Origin of the sequence: Brevibacillus sp. IT-7CA2 (assembly GCF_949767855.1) — a bacterium.
In the GTDB taxonomy this organism is placed as follows: domain Bacteria; phylum Bacillota; class Bacilli; order Brevibacillales; family Brevibacillaceae; genus Brevibacillus.
Window position 1 is genome coordinate 135,558 of the sequence record NZ_CATKQT010000002.1, and the last position, 20,322, is coordinate 155,879.

Below are 20,322 nucleotides of genomic sequence, written 5' to 3' on the forward strand. Positions count from 1 at the left end.
CTCTAATCGGTAAAATCGTATTGCAAGTTGTGATCTACCCAGACGCGGATGCGGTTGCCTGTAACCCAAACACGCAGCGTATACCATTTCTCTTTTGCCCAAGCAAATGGGCTCATCGGGGTAGAGTACATGGTTGATCGGCCATTCTCTACTTTGAAAAGCTGCATGGGTCGCGGCATTCCGCTGGCGCTTCCGTCACTGACGACGAACATCCAGTAGTTCTGGTCGTTGTGATATTTGAACACGATACCAGCGCTGTCTCCATCTGCGGGCTCATCGACTTTGAAATCAACCTCAAACTGATAGTCTGAATAGGTAAAGTCATTTCGAATGTAACCACTCATGCCACTGGAGCCTTTTGTGTGGGTAAAAGTGCCTTGGTCGCGATTATGCTCCCATGTGCCAGAACCAAAACGAGTCCAGTTGTCTTGCCCCATCGCGAGTGCGTTCCTATCTGTCGTCCACGGATAGTACGCATTGAATGGATCGTGGGGATCGTATGCTTCTGGAACAGAAAAACCACCTGACCAATGCTCGGGATCGTGTTCAGCTTCGAGTACATCATCCGAGTAGTCGTAGACCAAACCTTGTCCTATTTCTTCTATACGATCTACCCACGCTTTCTTGTAGTCGCGAACGGAAAGTAATGGTTGCTCGATATGCCCTTTTCTGTGATCCATTTGGCCAGCCAAGTATTCGAGGATGACGGCATCTGCGAGTTCTTTTTTACCCATGATTGGGGTGAGCAGTGAGGTAGCTCGCTCTTGGTTGGAGGCGACCCAATCCGCGTTGATAACAGCTTGATCTGGTTGTTTGTAACTGAGGATGGATTCGATCAAATGAGCTGCTGCTTCCGGCTGATAGGCAATCAGTTGCTCATGCAATACCGTTTGTTCTAGCGCGAGCTTGGCATACTTTCGCCATTCATCGTCTTGCAGTTCCCCATCACGCGCACTTTTTTCGGCCACATCGTATAAATCGACGAGGTAACTGGCTCGTTCATGCGGGGAGGTAGCGAAGAGATAACCGCTGCACAATTCAGTGATTCTACTGCGCAGTAGTGCGGTGACCGGCAACTCGTCAAGATCGCTGGCGTGAGCGGATTTACGAGCTGTATGCTCGTCGAACAAAAAGGACGGATCGGGTTCCATGTAACCAAAAGGATGCTCAATTTGCAGCTCGGCTGGACGAAATACATCTTCGCCAACGAGTGTTTCTGCAATGGTTGCAGGGGCTGCCTCCAGTTGACTAGCGATCCCCACCTCTTCAACCGAGGAAGAGAGCAATACTTCCCGTTTTCCTGCAACCCCGTCCTCCTCCAGATGCGAGAGAACCTCATTCGGGCGGGTCGACTCCCATGTCTCAAAAGAAAGAATGCCGGCCCTGTCTTGCAACGCTTTACTGAAAATGACCTCAGATTCGATCAATGCCTGAACCCGTGTCCGTACACCCTCTAAAAATTCCTCATCTACGTAAGCATCGAAAGTCTTGTTGGTTAGCGCCCATTCCATGAGTGCTTCCAAAATACTCTGACCGTCTGTAAGGCGCGAGGCAAAAATCATATCGTCCATCAGGTGGGAAGGAAATTCTTTAGAAGCAAGGATGTCTTCCAAAAGATGAGCGGGCAGTAACCGTAAGATGGTCGCGAAGACTATATCTTCAGCCAGGAGACTTGGGCGTACATTTTCCAAGAGGGCGAAAATGTCATCCTCATCCTGATAAAAAGATGGCTTAGGTGCTTTGCCCCCACTAAGGTCGATAGCGCGTTCCTTTTCCCACAGATGAGCAGCACGCATGAGATGGCGATCTGCGCGAAGATCATCCGTCAAAATGGAAGCGGGGCGAGAAAGGTGTTTCTTTCCGAGTTCGAAGTGCTGGGGAATCCAGAGCTTACTTGCTTTTTCTCGCTGAGAATGAATAAGAGGATTAGGGATAAACAGTTGAGGATTGTTGTGTCGAAAAGCTTGTTCGAGATAGCTCAGAATCGATGCGTCTGTTTGAATCGAACGTGTGCTAGTAAGCTGTGACATAAGGATAGCAAGGTCCGAAATCGAGTATCGACTACCGAAAGTAAACTCTGTCATGAGTGTGCCTGGTGATTGATAGGGACGAGCAGCACAGAGGTGAGAAGTATTGATAGACAAGTCATTCTGGTACGGCCGAAAGCCTTTGAAGGTTAAGGTATTAAGTGAGAGAAGGCGCGTGAAATCTCGATAGCCCCAGTCTCGCTTCTGTAAAATGGAGCCACCTTGGAGCATGGTTCGAAAACCAGTAGAAGCCCGATGGATTGCTAAGTCTTGCGTAGCGATCCTGCCTGCACGGTGAAGGAAGTGCAGCAAGGCGTCATACTGACGGGCTTTGAGGTAAGCCCAGTCCATGTCGCGAAGCACCTTCGTCGGCTTTGTTTTAATCCGGTGGAAGGCTTGCACGAAGTGTCGGGTCATCTGGAAGGCAAATTGACGCTCGCCAATGGAACTGGACCAATCCGTAAACATGGCATGTCTATTATCGCGGCTGGAAAGAGGTAGGCTGCTCTCAATAGATAGGTGATGAGCGATCGATCTGGTTGCGTATTCCCTTTCCATCTGTACAAAGAGCAAGGACCAAAACTTTCGCTCAGCAGAGCTTCTTTCGGTGTTAACGAATAAATCGAAGGTAGATAAACGCTCTCCCGTGAACCATTCGTTCATCTTTTTTCCGGCGAATCGTTCAGTTCGTGTTGCTCCAGGTTGTTCTTTCCCGATGGCAGCTTCGGCAGAAATGGAACGGCTTGCCGATGCTGGTGGCAAATCAATATGCAGCTCATCCTTGTTCACGCGTATGGACATTTGGGCAGGGTTGAGCTTTGCCATCCCTGCTGTTTTAATCCGATCTGATAAATGAACGCGACGAATAACTTGTAGCGGCTGCTTGATGATTCGGTCAGCATCCAAGGCATCGTCCTGAAGAAAGCTCTCTTTAAGCGGCGAGCGATCGGATACCACGACTAGCTCCATGGGATTGGCCATGCTAGTATCATTCCGGATCATATCCTGTAAAGAGTCTTGAAGATCAGCAGCAAATGATTTCCGATTCGCGAGCAAATAATCCAGCATGACCATACTGGCACTTTGTCCGTAGGGAATATAGACGAAGGAATACTTACGGGAGGGCGAAGTCGTGAAAGTTACTTTTCCTATATAGTTGCGAATAGAAGCGTGGTGGTCTGTAAGTCTGAATTGATAGGCTGCTAGAGAAGAAATCCCGGTCAAATAGTTCACCTCCCAAAAAGAAGGGGGAAGACCAGATATGTGTTCTAGTTTCCCCCTTTTGCTAGCTATACGGTTTTAGAGGGACTTCTTTTAGTAGCGAACTTCCTTCAGGAACGCGACTCCCATTTTTACATTGGCGGAGTAGTTCATGAAATTCTGCTCGGTATTGTGATCGAAATAGCGGTATACTTCCTGCTTGTGCTTCTTGGTCGTGTCGCTCGGATCGACATCAATGATCAATTCATCCAAGTGGAGAATGTTGTTTTTCGAAACAGCAATGCATGCATCCAAGCTACCGCGGTATCCATCATATCCGTGCACGACATAAATCGGGCTCAAATGGTAACGGCGTGTCCAAGCAGATGCGTTAAAGCCTTGAGGCTCCAGAAGAAGTCCGGTGTCACCGAGCTTGCTGTCAGAATATGCCTTGCCCGGTTGAGGAGCTTGGGTAATGAAGGCAGGGTAGTGCTTTTGGAAGCGAATGCCCGATTTTGTCGCCAGCATTTGCAAGGTGTTGTTTCCAAAAGAGGTGTATTGACCATAATCGTGAGGGGCGATCGGAGCAGCAGGTTCAGCAGCGACTGCACCGGCTGTCAGCATGATGTTTCCAACCACATCATCCATGTTGTACTTGAATGGTTTAAGTGCGCCTACGTACAGGAAGCTCTTGCGATAATCTTCAAAGTGAACAGCCGGATCACCAACAGCTACGAGGGAAAGGCGATTGTTCATCACGTTCATGTACAGGTAGACAGGTTTATCAATCGTACGATCTGTCGGTTTGCCATTTACGACGAATTTCTCGTCAGCCCATTCGAAATTGACTGGGTGTCCTTCTGTTGCGAAGGTTTTGGCTGTCTGGTTGTATCCTTCCAATACTTGAACCGTCAAGGAGCTGTGTTCCTTCGGGTTGGTGAAGCCTGGATTGACGAATTTCACATAAAACTCTTTTGTCACGTTGTTAATATTGGAGCTGCCCTTTAAGACTAGCTCGGAGGTTTTGCCAGAAGCGGAATCTTTTTTTGTGAGATCGGTCATGACCGTCCAGGTAGATTTCTCCTGCGTCTCTCCAGCAGTTGCGTTATGGGGATAGTTGGTGATTTGTTCGATTTCAGATTTAATGGTATCCAGGAGTTCTTTAGAAGTGGTGATTTTTTCAATGTATTTAAAATTAGCCATGTAAAATTCCTCCTTTAATATACTTCTTTTAAGATAGCAATGGTGCAATCAGTAGGGTTGGGGGAGTACTTGAAGAAGTTGACCGGGGTATTGATTCGGAAGAACTTGTATACCTCTGTCCAAGTTCCGGCAGCAGGGTCCTTCGGATCTTTTGGTTCCTCGGTATCTACGGCGAGCTCGTCCTTGTTGATCAGATTATGGTCCTCAATTGCTACGACACTGTCGAGGTAGCCACGATAGCCTTCGAACTGGTGTACCAGATAGATCGGCGATGCATGATATTTCTTCGTCCATTTCGAGCTTTGGAAGCCGTTTGCTTCGAGTACCATTTTGGACAGCTCAGGAGGGAGCGTGCCCACCCCATCGTATTTGGGGAGCTGGGTAATGAAGGCAGGGTAGTACGCTTGGAAGTAGACGGAGCTTCGGGTTTGCAGCATGGAGAAGGAGTACATGCCGTTGGAGGTATAGCGCCCCCAGCCTGAGTAGTTAGGATTGGTGTCCTGTTTGATGTCGGCTGGTAGGAAGCTGGATTTTTCCTTTGTCAAGTCGCCCATGCCGACTGTAATTCCAAAATTGCCTTTGTGGTCATAGTCAGCAAAAGGAATAGTTTTTCCGATATAAGCAAAGCTGCTGTAGTAGGCATCCATATCAGGCGAAGGGTCGCCCTCAATTACGATTGCTACACGATCATTGCTGACAGAGAGGTTGTATTCGACCCAGTAGTCTGGGCGACGCTTCTTGTTTGGTACCCAAGAGACGACAGAGTCGGCGCCGTAGAAAAAGTGGGAGGAAGGGCTTTTGATTTCGACCTTGTCATCGTAATCGAGTGCCCATGCTTCGTGAGGTGGAGTGTATTTGTCGGTATCATCAGGATTGTTCCATTTGTTGTACTGGAGTTCAGCCTGTTTTTGATCGATGACGACAGGTACTTTACCAGGTATAACGTTACTATTATCGCAGGCTAGCAGGTAGGTATCGGCAGAATTGCCAACTGGGTTTTTACCTTTGAAGCCTTTGCCGTAGGACACATCCAAGTAGTTGTATTGATTAATAGGATGTTTGATCATGACAAAATAGTCGTTAGGGGTTTGGCCTGAAGGAACGTCAGGAACGGCTTTTAGGACGACAGTGCGGTCGTAGTGGTGGACGGGGTTGGCAATGTATTTGACCATTCCGAATTTGTAAGGAGCGGAATCTACATAGGTTGAATAACCTCCTGCGGAATAGACAGTCCATTTAGATTTTGCTAGAACGTCGTTCCAATCGGAAGGCATTTGTGTGATGATCTTGTACTCGTTCCATTCAGCTCCAGGTGTAAAAGTAACTCCATCAAGCTCGTATTTACCTTGAAGGAGTACATAGCACTTCTTACCGACTGTGTTTGCAGAATCGGTATCATCGACATTAACCACCAATAGACCTGGGACAGATAGGGAAATGTCTTTGCCTTCATCATTTTTATAGACAAACTCTTTTACCTGAATTTTTTTACCCGATTTCGTATTGGCTGAGTTAAATGTTTCATAGACATACCCATCTTCATCAACGAGGGGTGTCCCTGAGTATACAGCTCTCAACTCCCGCAAATCCGGCAACACATAAACCTGATAAGTCTTCCCATCCGTATGCTTGTACGTCCCTTGTGTATCCGCAACAGTCGTCTTCTTAAACGTAACCCACTTATCTTCATTGACTTCAAACACCTTTTCCCATCGGTTCTTCGTATCCGGGATTTTGGCGTTGACGATTTCATCAGCCAGCTTGTTGATGAGCAAATCGGCTGTGACCTCGCCCTCGATCCAAGCTACTTGTTTACTAGGCATCCATACGCCTCCTTTACAGTTTCTTGCGTAAAAATTTCACATTGTACCAAACTTTCTTTTCCGTACCTGAAATGTTGTGGAAGTCAAAGCGGACCTGCGCATTTGGCTTCAACGGATAGACGATCCCAAAGCTGTTTCCCATCGAGACGGACTCTGGGAGCTCTTTGGTATAAATCGTTTCACAGACCTTCACGCCGTCCAGACTCAGCTCCCAGTAATCGCCGACGCAATAATTATTGGTAGCAAACGCCACGGACAAAAACTCTGTCGGATAGGGAAGGGCATAGGTATCGGAAAAGACTTGCTTGGACGCGGTCACATCAAGCATGCGTCCGCGAATGAAGGGCTCAGTAAATTTGGAAAAGTGCGGGTAGGGGAGTTCTCGTACCTTGTCGATTACGCCCCCGCCCGAATAAACAACGGAGAAGCCCACTTGTACTCACCTCTCTTTCTCTATACGAAGGACATCGGTGCCAGTTAAGAGGCCCCTCGTATCATAGAGTAGACGGATCAGGTAAGATCCTACCGTTTTTCCGTCAGGTGCGTAGCCCGCTGCGGTAACCGAGGTTAAGCGCCAAAGGGAATAGTACTCCCAGTCTGGATGGAGCTGATCGACTTCAAGCGGGAAGGTGGTAGTGTCTGTAGAGCCAAACGTGAGGGAGATGTCCAGCATGTAGCCAGACTCGTAGAATAGCTTGGCACCCGTGACCTTTTCGGGATCGAGGGGATGCTCCCGGATCAGACGTACAGAGGGTTCCTCTGCGAACGGGTCTGCCATGACTTTCGTGGTACGGTGGACTTCATCACGGATCAGATCGAGGATCGGGTAAATCAAATAATCATTCGCAATTCCGGCCATTACACAATAGCCCCCTCGTTGTTGCTCCAAAATAAATCGAGGATTTGCATATAGCCGTTCTGCGCATCAAACATCGTGCGGATTCCTTTGATGGTATACGCTTCGCGGGTGGTTGTATTGGAGTCGATAATGTAAATACGATCGAGGACATCTAGGGTAGGGTTACCGGGGATGGAAATTTGTAGCGTACGGCACAACCGTTTCAAATCAAAAAACGTTCGCTGGGCAGCCACCCTCTTCAGCTCGTCTGTTTTGGCATAAGGAACGGATCTAACGCCTGTACGTACCTCGCCCTTCAGCTCCATCAAAATCTCCGTGTCTACGAAATGACCGACCTTATTTTCTTCATCCAAAATGACAAGATGGCTTTTGCCACGTGAAAAATCGATGGTCTTATGAATCGTGATCAAATTGTCATGCTCGGTAAAAGTAGCCACAATCGGCCGATTCATATCAATCTCTTCCAGGCGATACGTACCGTAACGGTCACAATAGGAACGGAATGGCGTCTCTTTCATGATTTCCGCGATGGCTTCTCCGACTTTGTATTGATACGATTCGAATTTGCGTCCGGGTGGCTCAACAAAAGGATTTTTCCAACCTTTTGGGGTCAAAATGGATTCGGGATCGACTTCAATGAATTCGCCTTCTTTATCCGGTACCGCTTTGAAAACTTTGCCTGTCGCCTGCGTCACGTGGGTATAGCTCGTCTCTTGTACAATGGCATAGGGGTAGAAAATGTCTTGCGGATTGCTGCGCCAGCCATACATTCCTGCATGGGCGATCAAGTCCTGGACGATAGCCGATTTGAGATAGGCCGCTTTCGCAGTAGGCTCTGTCTGGACAGCTGGGGCACCCTCCCACTCTGGAATCGAATCAAACTCCGTGCTTGAGCGGAATTTTTGGTAGATTTGCCACACGCTGTTATACCAGTTCGTATCGCTCGCCCATTGATAAGCGCCCTTGTCGCCTCCTTGCCAAAAATATTTGACGTCGTCGACAGACTGGAAGCGCCACCCTTTGCTCGCCATGGCTTCCCGATAGCGAACGGCGCCACGATAGAGCTGTCGTTCGAGCCCTTGGTATTGCGGATCACATTTTTCTCCGGTATAGCATCCATACCCGAGAATGAAGTCTCCTGGAGGAAGCCCTTTCCCCAGTGTCCCCATGTTGGTTTCGTGCTCCGCAATGGCTAGCAGAAATTTATAATCGAGCTCTGGGCCCTGCTGCTTGGCCTGCTTTTTGGCCATCGAGATGATTTTGTCCCGACGAGACATCGCGGAAAAAACGTTGGTATCATGTGCGGCAGAATGTCCGACATCTGGGGGATATTGCTTGTCCTCGGTAATGACCTTGTTCAAAATCTTCTTATACATATCGCGGCAGTAAATGGTCATGGTCGATTCCTCGCCATTCAAATCGAGCTTGTCGATCAGACCAGTAAACACACGCATCAAATTCAGACCATAACCCATGTAGATCCGGACAGGAGTATTTTCGGAGAGAACACCAACATGGAATCCATTCACAAAATAAGACCAAGGCGTTTCCTTGTAGGTTTCCGGAAAGTAAAACGGATTATAGTCCGGGCTGTAGTAGCCGCCAGGGTTCGAGATTGTGATGCGTGCCTCACATGAATCCATTTCATATTGGTCGTCCATTTCGATGTGGTTAATATTGTCGAGGGTAAGGGTGTCCATATAGACGAACTTTCCGACCTGGAGCGATACTTTTCGCGGCTGACCAGGCATGAAGGTGCTCGTAATTTCCCGTTCCTCAAAAAACTCCTGCTGTACCGTCGGATCGACTTTGTCTTTGTTCCCGTACAGATCGGGTCGCCCTTGCAATTCCTTGATCTGAATGTACTGGAGGGAAAAACGATTGACTTGTTTTCCATTCCAAGACAGCTCGATACGGATTTCCATTTCGCCATTGGGAAAGGGGATGTCACGAATCTCTACGTTTTCTGTCCCGGAGAATTTGTTGACCTTGATTTGCATTTTTCCATTGAAAAAAACGCGTAGCTCGCCGGCACCTTCACCGAAGTTGGTGGAGAACCCCATGCTAAAAATGCCGGGGTGAACGGAGGTCAGCTTGAGATTCATACCTGTCGTAACGGTAGGGGATGGGAAGACGGTCTTGTACCCTTTGGGGTCAAAGGTAAAGGTAAGGTTGCTATGCTCAGTCGAGCTTCTCTCGATCATGGATAGCTTTTTGGTCAGCTCGTCTACTTTGTAGACAGATTTTGTGTGCCACGTATTATTGGTAAACCGTTCGTCCAAAAGAGTTGCTCCTGGCGTTCCAACATAGGTGGCATCGGTTGTGACTCCTGCGCCGTTATTGGAAGAGGCAGCGAACAGATGCTTCGAGCCATTCATATAAGGAAACGGATCGATGACAGCTTGTCCGTTCCAAACTTCAAAATGCAGATGAGCTCCTCTTCCTTTAGAGCGGGGGGAATTCGGATCGTCATAGGTGCCCATGTTCGTAACGCCGGCAGAGCGGACGTCTCCTGTATTGCCGCTTTTTCCGATAATAGTGCCTTGCGTGACATAATCCCCTGTTTTGACGTGGATTTCGCTCATATGGGCGTAACGGGTCCACATGCCATCTGCATGCTGAATTTCTACGCGAAAGCCAAAGCTCGTATATTTTTCAGACACGGTCACTTTTTTTACTTTGCCAGCCCAGGCAGCTTTGATGGGCGTACCGACTGGACAAGCGATATCAATCCCTTTGTGGTTGCGATTGTCGCCCATATAGGCTGTAATATCTCGGATGCTTTTGCCTTCCACCGGAAAGACAAAAGAAATCTTGGATGGAGCAGTGCCACCCTCTCCTGAGCCATCTTGAATGATGGTCCGGGTCAGCGTTTTCTCTTCCCGAGGATCACTCATAATGAAATCGAGTTCTTCGGTACGGCCTGGCACGAAGACGAGTCGATCGACCTCGACGCGGCAAGCGGGTTTTTTTAATTCTCCCAGTTTGAGTCTTTCGGAGAGAATTCTGCGAAGCTCATTGGACATTGTTTGCATGAAAGCACCTCCTATTTAAACCGTTCCAGGGACCATTTTCGAAAGCGATTCAAAAAAGAGACGGCTTGTGCCCGGGTGAGTAGCGAGTAAGGCATGAACCATTTTTCTTTCTCTTCTGCGTTGGATGACGATACCTCGTACATATGGTTGACGACAGCCGCTCCATCGACGAAATTGTTGATCGCAATTCCTTCGATCAAGTAATCTCCGTTGCCAAACCGCTCGTCTTCCATAGAGAGGACGGATGGTGCCCACCATGAAGGCTTGCTGCCTGTCATTCCACCGTTTAATGCGATCTTTTCCCCGGTGTTGCTGTTGTACATATATTTTTCACGCCCGACATCTTCAAAGCGGGTGCTCGTCTCTTTGACATAGAAGAAATGAACGTTTTTACCTGCCTCAAGCGGCATGTTGAACAGTACCGTATGATCATCAAATTCTTGATAGTCGGAACTGCTCACCACTTTTCCATCCACTTTGACGGCAAGCAGCTCCTTACCCGCAGGATAGGTACCATTCAGGCGAAAAACACGTTGCCCTTCGTATGCCGTGTGGGATTCATCCAGCCGTTGTGTCGGAGGTTGTGAATCTGTAAAGCGTTGGTAAAAAGAGCGCCGAAGCCGGTCAATGAGAAGAAAAGCCTCTGCCCGATTGATGTAGGCGTTGGGAAAGAAGCGGTCGTTTCTCCATACGCCAGGGCTTTTCACCGAAAAATATCCGCCTCGCATAAACAGAGCGCCGTTTTCGTAGCTGTTGTAGATGAAACGCAACTGAACGCCGTTTAGATTGTAGGGAAGGTAAATCGTGGCTCCGGGAGCAGGACTAACCATGTAGACGTCTTGCTTGAGTCCGATATATTTTTTGGCGAGGTCTTGGGCAGGTGTCGATTTCCATTCTTCTTCAGGCACGTCAATCCGCTTCAAGGAGCGACCATATGCGTACAAATACTCGTTGAATTGGCGGCTGAACGGATTGTAGAAATACGTGTCTCCGTTATCGAGGCGTTTGTTCGGGTAAGCAAAGGAAGAGGAATTGGGGGGAATCGGTTTGCCAAAACGGTCCAAGGCAGGCTTGCCGAAGCTGGAAAAGGCAACAACTGAATTGGCAGAAGGGGCGTAATACAGCTCGATATCTGTTTTGTTCGGGTCGGTTTTATTTGGACGGATTTCTTTGAAAAGGGTTTGAGTTCCGTCAATGAAGACAAAGAGGGGGTTATCTGCACTCGGTGTCAATTTGGCAGTGAGTGTAAATACCTTTTGCCCAGTGGAGCCCTTCTGTTCCTCATATAAGTAAGGGGCATTGCTTTCAAAGGAGCCGTAAGCGATTCCTTGAATGAACGGTTCTCCGTCGGCCATCAAATAATTGCTTGCCTCCATTACTTCGTTAAAAAACCAGTCTTTTTCATTCACATCAGCCCAGCTGATCATTTTCATCACCTCCTATATAGAGTAGACAGAAACGTTTTAACTGCCTCAGCTATTCCCGGATCATCCGTTCTACCAGTCGCCTTGTCCGATTCAAAAAGGCAATAAATTCGGCGCGTGTCACAAAATCATTGGGGCGGAAGTAAATGACGGGCTTTCCGTCACGAGTAATGACCGTGATCAGCCCAAGATTGGCCATTTCCTCGATGTTTTTCTGCGCCCAATGCCCTTCAATATCTTGAAACTGGAAACGTGATTCGCGTTCGATCGAGTCTTTTTTGATGAGGATCAGATCGACAGTTACGCTGTAGCGCCGTCCTGCCTCAAGCACATGGGGGGTAATGGATTCTGCGCTTCCAAGGAAAATGCTTCCCTTTTCATCGTAAAATTTGTGGGTCCAGCCTGCGTAGCTCAAGTAATCGTTGTACGATTCCTTGTCTGGAAAAAGCAAGGTCAATGAACACTGGTAGCTGCTAAAGCCGGAGTGGTGGATGTGCGAGGGAGCGTTAATGATTTTAATTTCGCGCAAGGAAGGCTGGGGACTTGGTGGAGAATAGGGCTCGATGAGACGGGCGTTTACTTCCATGAACTCGAAGCCTGTATCGACGAACAGCTTTTTTTTGTAGCGCTGATTAGCAGTGCCAAAGGCGTATTGTTGGGTCATCGTTGTACCTCCTTACAATCTCGTGTAGCTCGTGGCGATGCCGGAGCGGACTTGTTGGCTTAATTCGGTGGAAAGGCTTGCTTGTGTACTGCGAACGGCTTCGCTGACGGTCGAGCCGATGCGCTGTAGGTCAGCTTCCGTTCCGCTCATTTTGTCGATCGTAATGTTCACATTGCTGCCGCCGCCATAGGTAAGGTCGTAGGTGCTATGTGTTCCATTGGCCGTTTGCATGCCCCAGTAGGTCAGTGGCTGCAAGCCGTCGGGCATGTTGAAGGTTCCTTTGGTAGGCTGCTTGGACATATGCAGAGATACGAGATTGTCGTACTTGGCTTTTTCGAGGCTTCTTTTAATGTTCTCGATGTCTTTCTTGAATTTCTCGTTGTTTTGGTTCTCAGCCAAAAGCCGATCCATGTCAGAAGTAGCCGCATCAAAACTCTCAATGGTACTGCGTAAATATTCTTCATCTAGCTTCTTTACTATTTCAGAATTTGCGCTGTGACCAGCTAAGATTGCTTCGCTTCTGTTGATGTAATGCTGATGCTCTTTATTTGCCAGGTCAGAGCTTAGCTTGTCCGTCACGGAATCAATTTTGGTGCCGGCGGTATGGTTGATTTTATCGAGGTTAATTTGTTCATAAGAAGCGTCTAAGCCCGCAAGTATAGATTGTCCTACTAGTTTGGCGTCGCTTTTGTCAGGAATATTCTTTATGAGGCCTTCCAGAAAAAGCCGGGCTGTTCTGTTATTTGCTCTTCTACCATCTTGGTACCTTGTAAATAAGTCTAGCATTTCTTGGGAATCTTCTGTTTTGCCCTCGGACAAAAGTTTGCTCTTTTCTAGTTCGTATTTGGCTGTAAGATTTCTGTCATTATAGTCGAGCTTTTCCAGATGGTAACCAACTACTTCCTTGCCAAGGTCGAGTGTTTTGACCTCTTTCCATGAAGTAATTGGGGTATTGTCCAGCTTGGAGCCGCTGCCATCGATATCGATAAGCTTAGAGTTCTTGTCTTTCTCCTCCAGTTTTTTCTTATCGGATTTCGTTTTTTCGAATTCAAGGTCAGCTTCCTTCTCGTCTAGCTGAAGCGCTTTATTTAACTCTTCATTGAGCCTAGCACCGTCGTATTTATCACCAGCTTGCAAGGCTTTAGAGTAATCGCTCCATGAAGGAGCAGTGCCACCCATGAGGTTGATCGCACTATCTGTAACAGCATTAAAGGCTGTTGACATATAACCCATAGCCTTTAAAACAGGAGGCATTTTATCGATATTCATGATGTCAGCCACGAGATTTTTTTGGTTTTCTAAGACCCTGCTTTGTCGCTGAGTATCGGACATAAACAAAGGCTGTAGCCAATCTTTGTTAAAAGTATCCAAGAACGTGAGTGCCGTTAAGCCAACACCTAAGGCACCTGCGCCTTTGAGGAATTTCCCAGCATTTTTTAATCCTTTTCGCCATCCTGGTACACTTTTGGCTGCATCATCGACAGATGGTGAAGCAGCTTTGCCTGTTTTGGATGGAGCTTTCGGAGTGGAGTCTGACTCATCCGTATCGCTCGTTTTTTTGGCAGATTTAGGATTAGATTTAGATTCGGATTTAGGTTTAGATGCAGAATCGGATTCAGGTTCGGTTTTAGCTTCAGATTTAGATGCAGAATCAGAGTCAGAGTCAGAGTCAGAGTCAGAATCGGAGTCAGAGTCAGAGTCAGTTTCTTTCTTATCCTCCTTCTTCTTGCCTTTAAACATCTTGTCCCGTATCTTCGTCTTGAACTCGCCAGATAATTCGTCAAAAAGGAGAGCAGCAACAGGGGCCAGCCTGCTTGCGGTAGAGGATGAACTGCTTGCGGCTGCAGCCGAGGGAGCGGCTTGAGAACCCGCTCCGGCAGGCGGAGATTTGGGTACAGCCGTGGACAGTGCTTCTGTCAATTCCTTCAAGGCTTCCCGTGTTTTCTGGAGTTGTTTCTCTTGCTCTTCTAAGTCACTGGTCATGTTCTTGATTTGCTCATCAGTAGCAACAGACGTATCAGAGAGAGCACGCAGTCTCTCGTCCAGCGAGGAGACGGCAGGAATCAAGGTGGTAATCGTGTTCTGCAAACCACCGAATGCCCGCTGGGTCAAGTAAATTCGACTGGTGAGCAAATGTGCCTGACGCTCTACATCGCGCATCTTCAGCCAGAGCAGATGCAACTGTTTCAGCAGCTTTTTCTCTTCCGCAATCAATGCCTTTAACAATCGATCATTGTATGGATACAGCTCTTGCACTCGTTTTTGTTCCAGCCTGTTGCGTGCTAATCGAGTGCGGCTAGCCTGATAGGAAGACAGATTTTGCAATTGCCACGACTGGATTTCCAGCGCTTCTTGTGTAAAAGGAGAAGAGGATTGACCAAGCAGTGCGGTAGCACGCTCTTGTCTTCGTTGTTCACTACCTTCATGAAGATTGCGCCGGGCTTTGACGTAGGCAACTTTTCCTCCGTATTGATCCGCAGCATTTTTCAACAGGCGCACAGCGAGCGATAATTGGTTCTGGCTTTCTCTCATGCGCTGAAGCAGGTGGACCAAAAGCGTGGGAAAGCTACCAGGCTGATTTTTAAAAAGATCGAATGCTTCAAGGGATGCTACCTGCCAGATAGTTTGCATCTGGGTTTGGGAAGCAACAGGGTCTTCTGGTAACAAAGCTGCTTTCTCCCGAATATCGGCTACAGTTGCATGCGGGTCATTCGATTTGCGAGAAGACGTATAGTAGGCTCTGGTGACTTCTTCAAGGCTGACGGCATGTGTTAGCGCGATATCCCGCAGGTCTTGTTTGACTCCTGTTCGCAAGTATTCGCGCAAACCAAGTGCCTCTTCTTCCACTTGTTTTTGATCCGTCGTTCGTCCAGAAACGCGTGCCTGCGCCAAATCCATCATGTTTGTATCTTTGAACAAAAAATTACGCTCTGCCTTTTTTAACAGGCGATTTAAAGATTTCGCTGACTCCCAATTTTCGATATCCATCGAGGTGATCAGCGTGTGAAGGCCGCTACTCATCATGTTTCGCAACACATCTACGGCAGCCTCTTCCCATGCTTGTGGATAGCGGGTGCTTCTTGTGCCGTAGGACTTTTCCGTTCTTTTAACGGGAGCATCAGGAAAAGTAGCAAAGCGGAACGGAGAAATGACTTCTCTTGTACTTACGGACAGCCGGGGAGCAGGAGCAGCATGGGAAACAGACTGAGAGACATACTTACGTGAAAAACTGAGCGGCTTTGACTCAATGTCGCGTATCATCTGGCGTAATTCATACAGTTGTTGATGCAGAGCTTGAAAAAATGGGGTAGCTTGTTGGGCACGAAATGGGGATGCCGACTGCTCTACAGAACTCCGTGCAGCACTCGTTATAGAGCGGAGGGCATCGGTCAAACGTTGAGTTTCCATGAATATCACCTTCCTCAAAAGAAAAATCCCGTTCTGGTCTTAGAATAGACAGAAACGGGTTATAGACCACCTAACACTTTGCCAAGTACGGCAATATCGTCTTCGGAAATTTCCTGATAGTCTTGCGAGCTAGATGCATGGGGAGAGCTGTCGACAGAATTCGTTCCTTTTCTTCTCAAGAAAGGAAAACCCATGCGTGTCTCTACCTCAAATTGAATGTATTTGTTCACTCTCTTCATTAACTCTGCTACTTGGGGAAGGGTGTACTCCCAAATATCCCATTTCTTCAAACCACAGTCCTTATGGAGATGAAAAAATAGATCGCCCCAATCAAGTGGCTCACCAGATTCCATATCGCGAATGGTGGAACTGTCACCCTCGCCACTCTCTACTTTTTTAAGCCGTTTAGACCAATGAGAATGTTAATAAGCTTTTTGGCCGTCTCCAAATCACAATGTTCATCCAAGTACTCGCGAGTAACCGTAGGGTAGTTGCGAAAGCCCAGAAGCAAAATATCGAATAAATCTTCTTCCTTGTTTTCGTAGGGGAGAAAATTAAGGATAATCGCGTCAATATGGACGGTTCCCAGCTTTTTCATCAGGATACGGGCGTCTTTTAAGGTCACAGGCGGAATCCGGTAGGTTTTGCCGTCACGCAGCATGATTTCACTGTCATCTTCAAAGAAAATAGCTTCTACCAGATCAGCTTCCTGCTGTTTTTTGATACGCTCTATAGCTTCTTGGTTCATCATCTCTGCGTGTTTTCTTTCCAGATCTTCTTGGTGGTTTAGCACAGAAGAATCCCTCCTTGAATAATGCTAGAATGTATTTGTTAAATATATCTACTTGCTGAACGAGTTGTCGTTCGCTATGATTCGTTGTAAGTTATTCCCTTTGAAAAAAGCAAGGCAAGAGCGAAGAGCATGGAGCTCTCCACTCAGCCTGATTAACCTCGAAAGATTTATACTTTTTTGGTCGATACGTAGCGTTTCACACTGCCTAGCTTGCCATCTGCTCGCTCCGGATCAATAACGGACAAGGAAATAGCGGAAGTGCTGGCTGTAGAGCGTGCCGCATCAATTGAGAAGCTGCCTTTTGCCATGCAGGAGAACAGCTCTGTTTCAATGCCTGCATAGGTTCCGTCTTTTTGCAGGAAAGAGCCGTGATGGACGACATGAACCGGGAATGGCACTTCATCCATCAAAATGTCGACCACGTCTACGGTTTCGGTTCGCTGATAGTTGAAGACCACATCTTCATTGAGCAGGGCAGGAGAGAAGATCAAACGAGTTTTGATATCGCTGCCGTCATTGAAAGTATCCACCATGAACTCATCAGCTTGTGGTGCAGCAGACGTGCTCAACTTCACTTGTTTCAAAAGGCGATTGCTATTTTTTAGACGAACAGCAAATCCGCCACCGTTGAAGAGGGTACCGCCAAAGTCGACTTCACACACACCAGCGTCGCCAGTGGATGCTGTGCGATTCAGGCTGCCAGTAGTGACTGCTTTTTGCTCACCCAGCACATACACATAGTCGCTCTTTTGCTCTTGCAGCTTGGAGCCCATCATGAGCTCAAGCGCGGCAAGATCAAATTTGGCATCCGTTGCGGTAATCTCAATGCTTTTGGATTTGACGAGAGTGTCAATGGCGAAGAGTCCATCGCCGCCAAAGATATCCTCCATTTCAACATTCATATCAATTTTCAGGTCCTGCATATTACCAAGCGTAATGACTTCGACGCCGTTACCATCCTTGGAAGCGCGTTTGGCAAGAAATTGACCGACACCTTTGATAATCATTTTTTTAGACAATGAAAGTCACTCCTTCTAGATAGGGGATTTGGGTGCTGTTGCTGAATCGTGTGGAAAGGGAATCGCGATCAGCTTGTCATAGGATAGACGGGGTTTTGAAATGTCTAACAAACTTGCAAAGTAAACTTCGTGATCAGTGTGAAGCAGTACGCAGAGGAATGGCCGGTATCGGATTCCTGCTGGGAGACAACATACGTGTCCAATCCTTCTATTCCATTCATCGATAAGCTTTTGCCGTCTAAGAGATGGAAAAGATGGTTCGCGATTTGATGCGCCAGCTCGACATCATCGGGCGTGATCACATCCAATCGGAAGAAGCTGGTGAGAAGGAGGGGATTATCGGTGTCGCGCTTTCCGGAAGTTGCGTAGAAGGAAAGGAGAGGCTTCGTAACATCAGATAGCTGAGCGAGCTTTCTTCGCTTGATAATCTGCTTGGATAGGGAGTCCTTGTCCTCTGGGGCAATTCCGAGTAATGCGAGCAACTGATTATCCGTAGACAGTAATTCATAGAGATGATGATAGAGGTCGACAACCACGAATGATTCACCCCCTTTGCTGAGAATTTTTGGAACAAAATGTGCTCCTTCTACGTTCATAGGTTAGACAGATGAGGAAGATGTCTCCCTTGGAATACATATTCGGTCGTAAATAAGCCAGGAGGTCATAACATTGCGAAGTGATAAGATACAAATCATCATTCAACAAACGAAGGAAAAAGTTTCTGCGAAGGCGCTCGAAGATCATGAAGCCGTTGTTGGGATTATGGCGATGGGCAAGAGCTTCATGCTAAATGAAGAAAGTGTGCGTCACATTATTCACGAGGTTTTTGATGGAGATAAGGAACGAATGGCAAAGGCATTGACAGTAGCCAGCCATTTGATTGATGAAAGTTTGATTCAAAAAATCATCTCAGATGTAAAGTAAGCCCCGTAGAGGGCTTTTTCTTTTTGTAGGGAGAAAACTCATTCAAAACGGTCTATCCTATCTCAAACGAAAAAAGTGAGGGGATAAAAATGAGAGATTCCAAAAAAGCCGTATTGTATGTCGTAATTATTGCCGCATTAGCTGAATTTCTACTAGGAGAGGACATCGATCGCGAAGGCTGGGAGGAGCTCAGTGATGCGCTTGGCATGGTGGGAATGGATCTGAACGAGGTTTTCTCAGAGAATGATTCCTTGCTGCTTGGATTTCAAAAAGTTTGTCAGGAATTTGGGAAGATGAAAATAACAGAGGAAATGATAGAGGAGTTATACGTAGAGAACCAGCTGGAATAAACGGCTGGTTTTTTTTTATTTTCAAAATCCGCTTAATTCACCTCAAATCGCTTCGTATAGATTCGACAAGAGGCAAAAGGAGGGGAGAAACCATGTTATATCAGATTAGTTTTTCGGCAGATGGAGAGCAGGTGCAGGTCATGAAATATACGTCGACCCAAGATACCCCCATAGCCGTTTTGGAAGAGTTCTTTCGCGAGCATGTTCAAGTGAATCCTCAGTCCCTAAAAGGAATCGGGATCGTCAGGATCGGTGGGTAGCATGGCCTGTCAGGGATGTGATTATGAAAATGCCTGCCAAAAGAAAATGACAGTCAATGACATCGTGATGTCAGCAAAGGAACAGGATGTTGTGCCCATGACTTGTCGTTGTGTGGTTCATGACATTTGCCGCGATTGCCACTGGTACATCAAGCGTCAGTGTGCTTCATGGAAGATTTTGAATGGAAAAATATTCACGGCTGGTACCTTGCAAACTTGTCCGAAAAAAATTTTGAAAACTGGTTGCTAAAACCCTCCTCCAATTACCTAGTGTGATAGAGCAACTGTGAATAGGAGCATGAGGAGGGGATGAAGGACATGACAGATCAACTTCACCAAATGGACGAGTTATTTTTCGCAGGGAAAGTCGATGATTTTTTGCAGAAGGCAAAAGAAAACTGTGAAGCCAAGCTGACCGGGATGACGTTTGCTGGAATGACCCATGATGATGTCGTTCAGGAGGTTCTCTTAAAGGTGTATCGCACGATGAAGGATTACGACCAGGAAAAAGCCAGAGTGACTACCTTTGTCGATCATGTGATTACGAATAAAATTCGCGACTGCTTGCGGAAAGCCGGCACGCAAAAAAACCTGACAAACAGTAATGCAGTTCTTGTCTCTGGTGGAGATGAGAATGAAGAGGAAACGATGATCAGTCGTATTGCTGCTCCGAGTGAGGAGTTTCGATATGAGGAAGTAGAGATGATGATCGACATCATGGAGTATATGAAGCTGTCCACGCGAGACAAGCTAATTCTCCAAATGAGAAGTGAAGGCTATTACCATGAGGAAATTGGTCAGAGATTCAATATCAGCAAGGAAAGAGTGTGTCAAATCATCAAGGCGATTTTGAAGCGGTACGGTGAGTTGTAGACATACACAAATAATCGATGAAAAGGAATGATCCAGCATGGCAGTTTTGTTGAAAAAGATGAATGAGGAATTGACCGAGGAGCTCTCTCATCAGGTCATTGGAAAATATGTACATGTTCCGACCAATATGCATACAACACCTACAGCTGAAGGTGGAGAAGAAGAGGTAAATATTTGGTTCGGCGGTTGCATAGCGGGCATTGAAAAAGCAGTCATTGCCTTCGATTACGAAAAGCAGGAGTTTCGTGAGGAGCCGTTGACCTACACTAACTTTTTACTGACCGACGGTATGGGATACACGGTGAACCGACTCCATTCCGAGATTTATGAGATTACAAAGGAAGAATTCGAGCAAATGCTAGCAGATCATTTGGCTACTCAGGCTGCTGAGCTTGAAGCAGAGAAACAGCTTCGTGAAGCAGCAGAGGAAATCTCGACAAATGAGGAGACGATGTAGTGC

General features: G+C 47.1%; 18 protein-coding genes. 5 read left to right on the forward strand and 13 right to left on the reverse strand.

Going from position 1 to position 20,322, the window contains the following annotated elements; all coding sequences use genetic code 11:
• Window positions 1-2 precede the first annotated feature (2 nt).
• The 13 genes from ACM6JA_RS01585 to ACM6JA_RS01645 form a co-directional block, all read right to left on the reverse strand.
• On the reverse strand, window positions 3-3,260 hold the full coding sequence (locus ACM6JA_RS01585; protein WP_414850870.1) for a family 16 glycoside hydrolase: 3,258 nt from the start codon (window positions 3,258-3,260) through the stop codon (window positions 3-5).
• Window positions 3,261-3,341: 81 nt separating this feature from the next.
• Window positions 3,342-4,430 (reverse strand): hypothetical protein, encoded by a 1,089-nt coding sequence (locus ACM6JA_RS01590; RefSeq protein ID WP_414850871.1) that lies wholly within the window; start codon window positions 4,428-4,430, stop codon window positions 3,342-3,344.
• Window positions 4,431-4,444: 14 nt separating this feature from the next.
• Entirely contained in the window at window positions 4,445-6,253 is a 1,809-nt protein-coding gene (locus ACM6JA_RS01595) for a hypothetical protein (RefSeq protein WP_414850872.1), read from the reverse strand.
• 13 nt (window positions 6,254-6,266) lie between these two features.
• Window positions 6,267-6,686 (reverse strand): hypothetical protein, encoded by a 420-nt coding sequence (locus ACM6JA_RS01600; protein WP_007717420.1) that lies wholly within the window; start codon window positions 6,684-6,686, stop codon window positions 6,267-6,269.
• Between the two features lie 6 nt (window positions 6,687-6,692).
• Window positions 6,693-7,112 carry a hypothetical protein gene (locus ACM6JA_RS01605; protein ID WP_007717421.1) on the reverse strand — a complete coding sequence of 140 codons (420 nt, stop codon included), beginning with the start codon at window positions 7,110-7,112 and terminating at the stop codon, window positions 6,693-6,695.
• Window positions 7,112-10,147 (reverse strand): M23 family metallopeptidase, encoded by a 3,036-nt coding sequence (locus ACM6JA_RS01610; protein WP_414850873.1) that lies wholly within the window; start codon window positions 10,145-10,147, stop codon window positions 7,112-7,114. Before ACM6JA_RS01610 ends, ACM6JA_RS01605 begins: the two co-directional genes overlap by 1 nt.
• An 11-nt stretch (window positions 10,148-10,158) precedes the next feature.
• The gene (locus ACM6JA_RS01615; protein WP_414850874.1) at window positions 10,159-11,574 is read right to left on the reverse strand and encodes a hypothetical protein; all 1,416 of its coding nucleotides are present in this window, start codon (window positions 11,572-11,574) and stop codon (window positions 10,159-10,161) included.
• 49 nt (window positions 11,575-11,623) lie between these two features.
• Complete coding sequence (locus tag ACM6JA_RS01620) at window positions 11,624-12,235, reverse strand: S-layer homology domain-containing protein (protein WP_414850875.1); 612 nt, start codon at window positions 12,233-12,235, stop codon at window positions 11,624-11,626.
• A gap of 12 nt (window positions 12,236-12,247) precedes the next feature.
• Window positions 12,248-15,643, reverse strand: a complete 3,396-nt coding sequence (locus tag ACM6JA_RS01625; RefSeq protein WP_414850876.1) for a hypothetical protein — start codon at window positions 15,641-15,643, stop codon at window positions 12,248-12,250.
• 59 nt (window positions 15,644-15,702) lie between these two features.
• Window positions 15,703-15,996, reverse strand: coding sequence for a hypothetical protein (locus tag ACM6JA_RS01630; protein WP_007717432.1), 294 nt, complete (start codon window positions 15,994-15,996; stop codon window positions 15,703-15,705).
• A gap of 35 nt (window positions 15,997-16,031) precedes the next feature.
• On the reverse strand, window positions 16,032-16,436 hold the full coding sequence (locus tag ACM6JA_RS01635) for a hypothetical protein (RefSeq protein ID WP_414850877.1): 405 nt from the start codon (window positions 16,434-16,436) through the stop codon (window positions 16,032-16,034).
• A gap of 167 nt (window positions 16,437-16,603) precedes the next feature.
• Window positions 16,604-17,455, reverse strand: coding sequence for a hypothetical protein (locus ACM6JA_RS01640; protein WP_414850878.1), 852 nt, complete (start codon window positions 17,453-17,455; stop codon window positions 16,604-16,606).
• A 104-nt stretch (window positions 17,456-17,559) separates the two neighbouring features.
• Complete coding sequence (locus tag ACM6JA_RS01645; protein WP_414850879.1) at window positions 17,560-18,051, reverse strand: hypothetical protein; 492 nt, start codon at window positions 18,049-18,051, stop codon at window positions 17,560-17,562.
• A gap of 73 nt (window positions 18,052-18,124) precedes the next feature.
• Here ACM6JA_RS01645 and ACM6JA_RS01650 point away from each other — a divergent pair, with 73 nt between their 5' ends.
• The 5 genes from ACM6JA_RS01650 to ACM6JA_RS01670 all read left to right on the forward strand — a co-directional run bounded on the left by ACM6JA_RS01650 (window position 18,125) and on the right by ACM6JA_RS01670 (window position 20,319).
• Window positions 18,125-18,379 carry a hypothetical protein gene (locus tag ACM6JA_RS01650; RefSeq protein WP_414850880.1) on the forward strand — a complete coding sequence of 85 codons (255 nt, stop codon included), beginning with the start codon at window positions 18,125-18,127 and terminating at the stop codon, window positions 18,377-18,379.
• A gap of 89 nt (window positions 18,380-18,468) precedes the next feature.
• Window positions 18,469-18,729: a hypothetical protein gene (locus tag ACM6JA_RS01655; protein WP_414850881.1), complete on the forward strand. Its 261-nt coding sequence runs from the start codon at window positions 18,469-18,471 to the stop codon at window positions 18,727-18,729.
• Between the two features lie 92 nt (window positions 18,730-18,821).
• Window positions 18,822-18,989 (forward strand): hypothetical protein, encoded by a 168-nt coding sequence (locus tag ACM6JA_RS01660; protein ID WP_414850882.1) that lies wholly within the window; start codon window positions 18,822-18,824, stop codon window positions 18,987-18,989.
• Window positions 18,990-19,307: 318 nt separating this feature from the next.
• Window positions 19,308-19,862, forward strand: a complete 555-nt coding sequence (locus ACM6JA_RS01665; RefSeq protein WP_414850883.1) for a sigma-70 family RNA polymerase sigma factor — start codon at window positions 19,308-19,310, stop codon at window positions 19,860-19,862.
• A gap of 37 nt (window positions 19,863-19,899) precedes the next feature.
• The gene (locus tag ACM6JA_RS01670; protein ID WP_414850884.1) at window positions 19,900-20,319 is read left to right on the forward strand and encodes a hypothetical protein; all 420 of its coding nucleotides are present in this window, start codon (window positions 19,900-19,902) and stop codon (window positions 20,317-20,319) included.
• Window positions 20,320-20,322: the final 3 nt, after the last annotated feature.

Excerpts from the sequence above, each read along its gene's own strand:
- ACM6JA_RS01590 (WP_414850871.1), bottom strand. The coding sequence starts at position 4,430 with ATGGCTAATTTTAAATACATTGAAAAAATCACCACTTCTAAAGAACTC.
- ACM6JA_RS01595 (WP_414850872.1), bottom strand. The coding sequence starts at position 6,253 with ATGCCTAGTAAACAAGTAGCTTGGATCGAGGGCGAGGTCACAGCCGAT.
- ACM6JA_RS01605 (WP_007717421.1), bottom strand. The coding sequence starts at position 7,112 with ATGGCCGGAATTGCGAATGATTATTTGATTTACCCGATCCTCGATCTG.
- ACM6JA_RS01610 (WP_414850873.1), bottom strand. The coding sequence starts at position 10,147 with ATGCAAACAATGTCCAATGAGCTTCGCAGAATTCTCTCCGAAAGACTC.
- ACM6JA_RS01615 (WP_414850874.1), bottom strand. The coding sequence starts at position 11,574 with ATGATCAGCTGGGCTGATGTGAATGAAAAAGACTGGTTTTTTAACGAA.
- ACM6JA_RS01620 (WP_414850875.1), bottom strand. The coding sequence starts at position 12,235 with ATGACCCAACAATACGCCTTTGGCACTGCTAATCAGCGCTACAAAAAA.
- ACM6JA_RS01625 (WP_414850876.1), bottom strand. The coding sequence starts at position 15,643 with ATGGAAACTCAACGTTTGACCGATGCCCTCCGCTCTATAACGAGTGCT.
- ACM6JA_RS01630 (WP_007717432.1), bottom strand. The coding sequence starts at position 15,996 with ATGGAATCTGGTGAGCCACTTGATTGGGGCGATCTATTTTTTCATCTC.
- ACM6JA_RS01645 (WP_414850879.1), bottom strand. The coding sequence starts at position 18,051 with ATGAACGTAGAAGGAGCACATTTTGTTCCAAAAATTCTCAGCAAAGGG.
- ACM6JA_RS01655 (WP_414850881.1), top strand. The coding sequence starts at position 18,469 with ATGAGAGATTCCAAAAAAGCCGTATTGTATGTCGTAATTATTGCCGCA.
- ACM6JA_RS01660 (WP_414850882.1), top strand. The coding sequence starts at position 18,822 with ATGTTATATCAGATTAGTTTTTCGGCAGATGGAGAGCAGGTGCAGGTC.
- ACM6JA_RS01665 (WP_414850883.1), top strand. The coding sequence starts at position 19,308 with ATGACAGATCAACTTCACCAAATGGACGAGTTATTTTTCGCAGGGAAA.
- ACM6JA_RS01670 (WP_414850884.1), top strand. The coding sequence starts at position 19,900 with ATGGCAGTTTTGTTGAAAAAGATGAATGAGGAATTGACCGAGGAGCTC.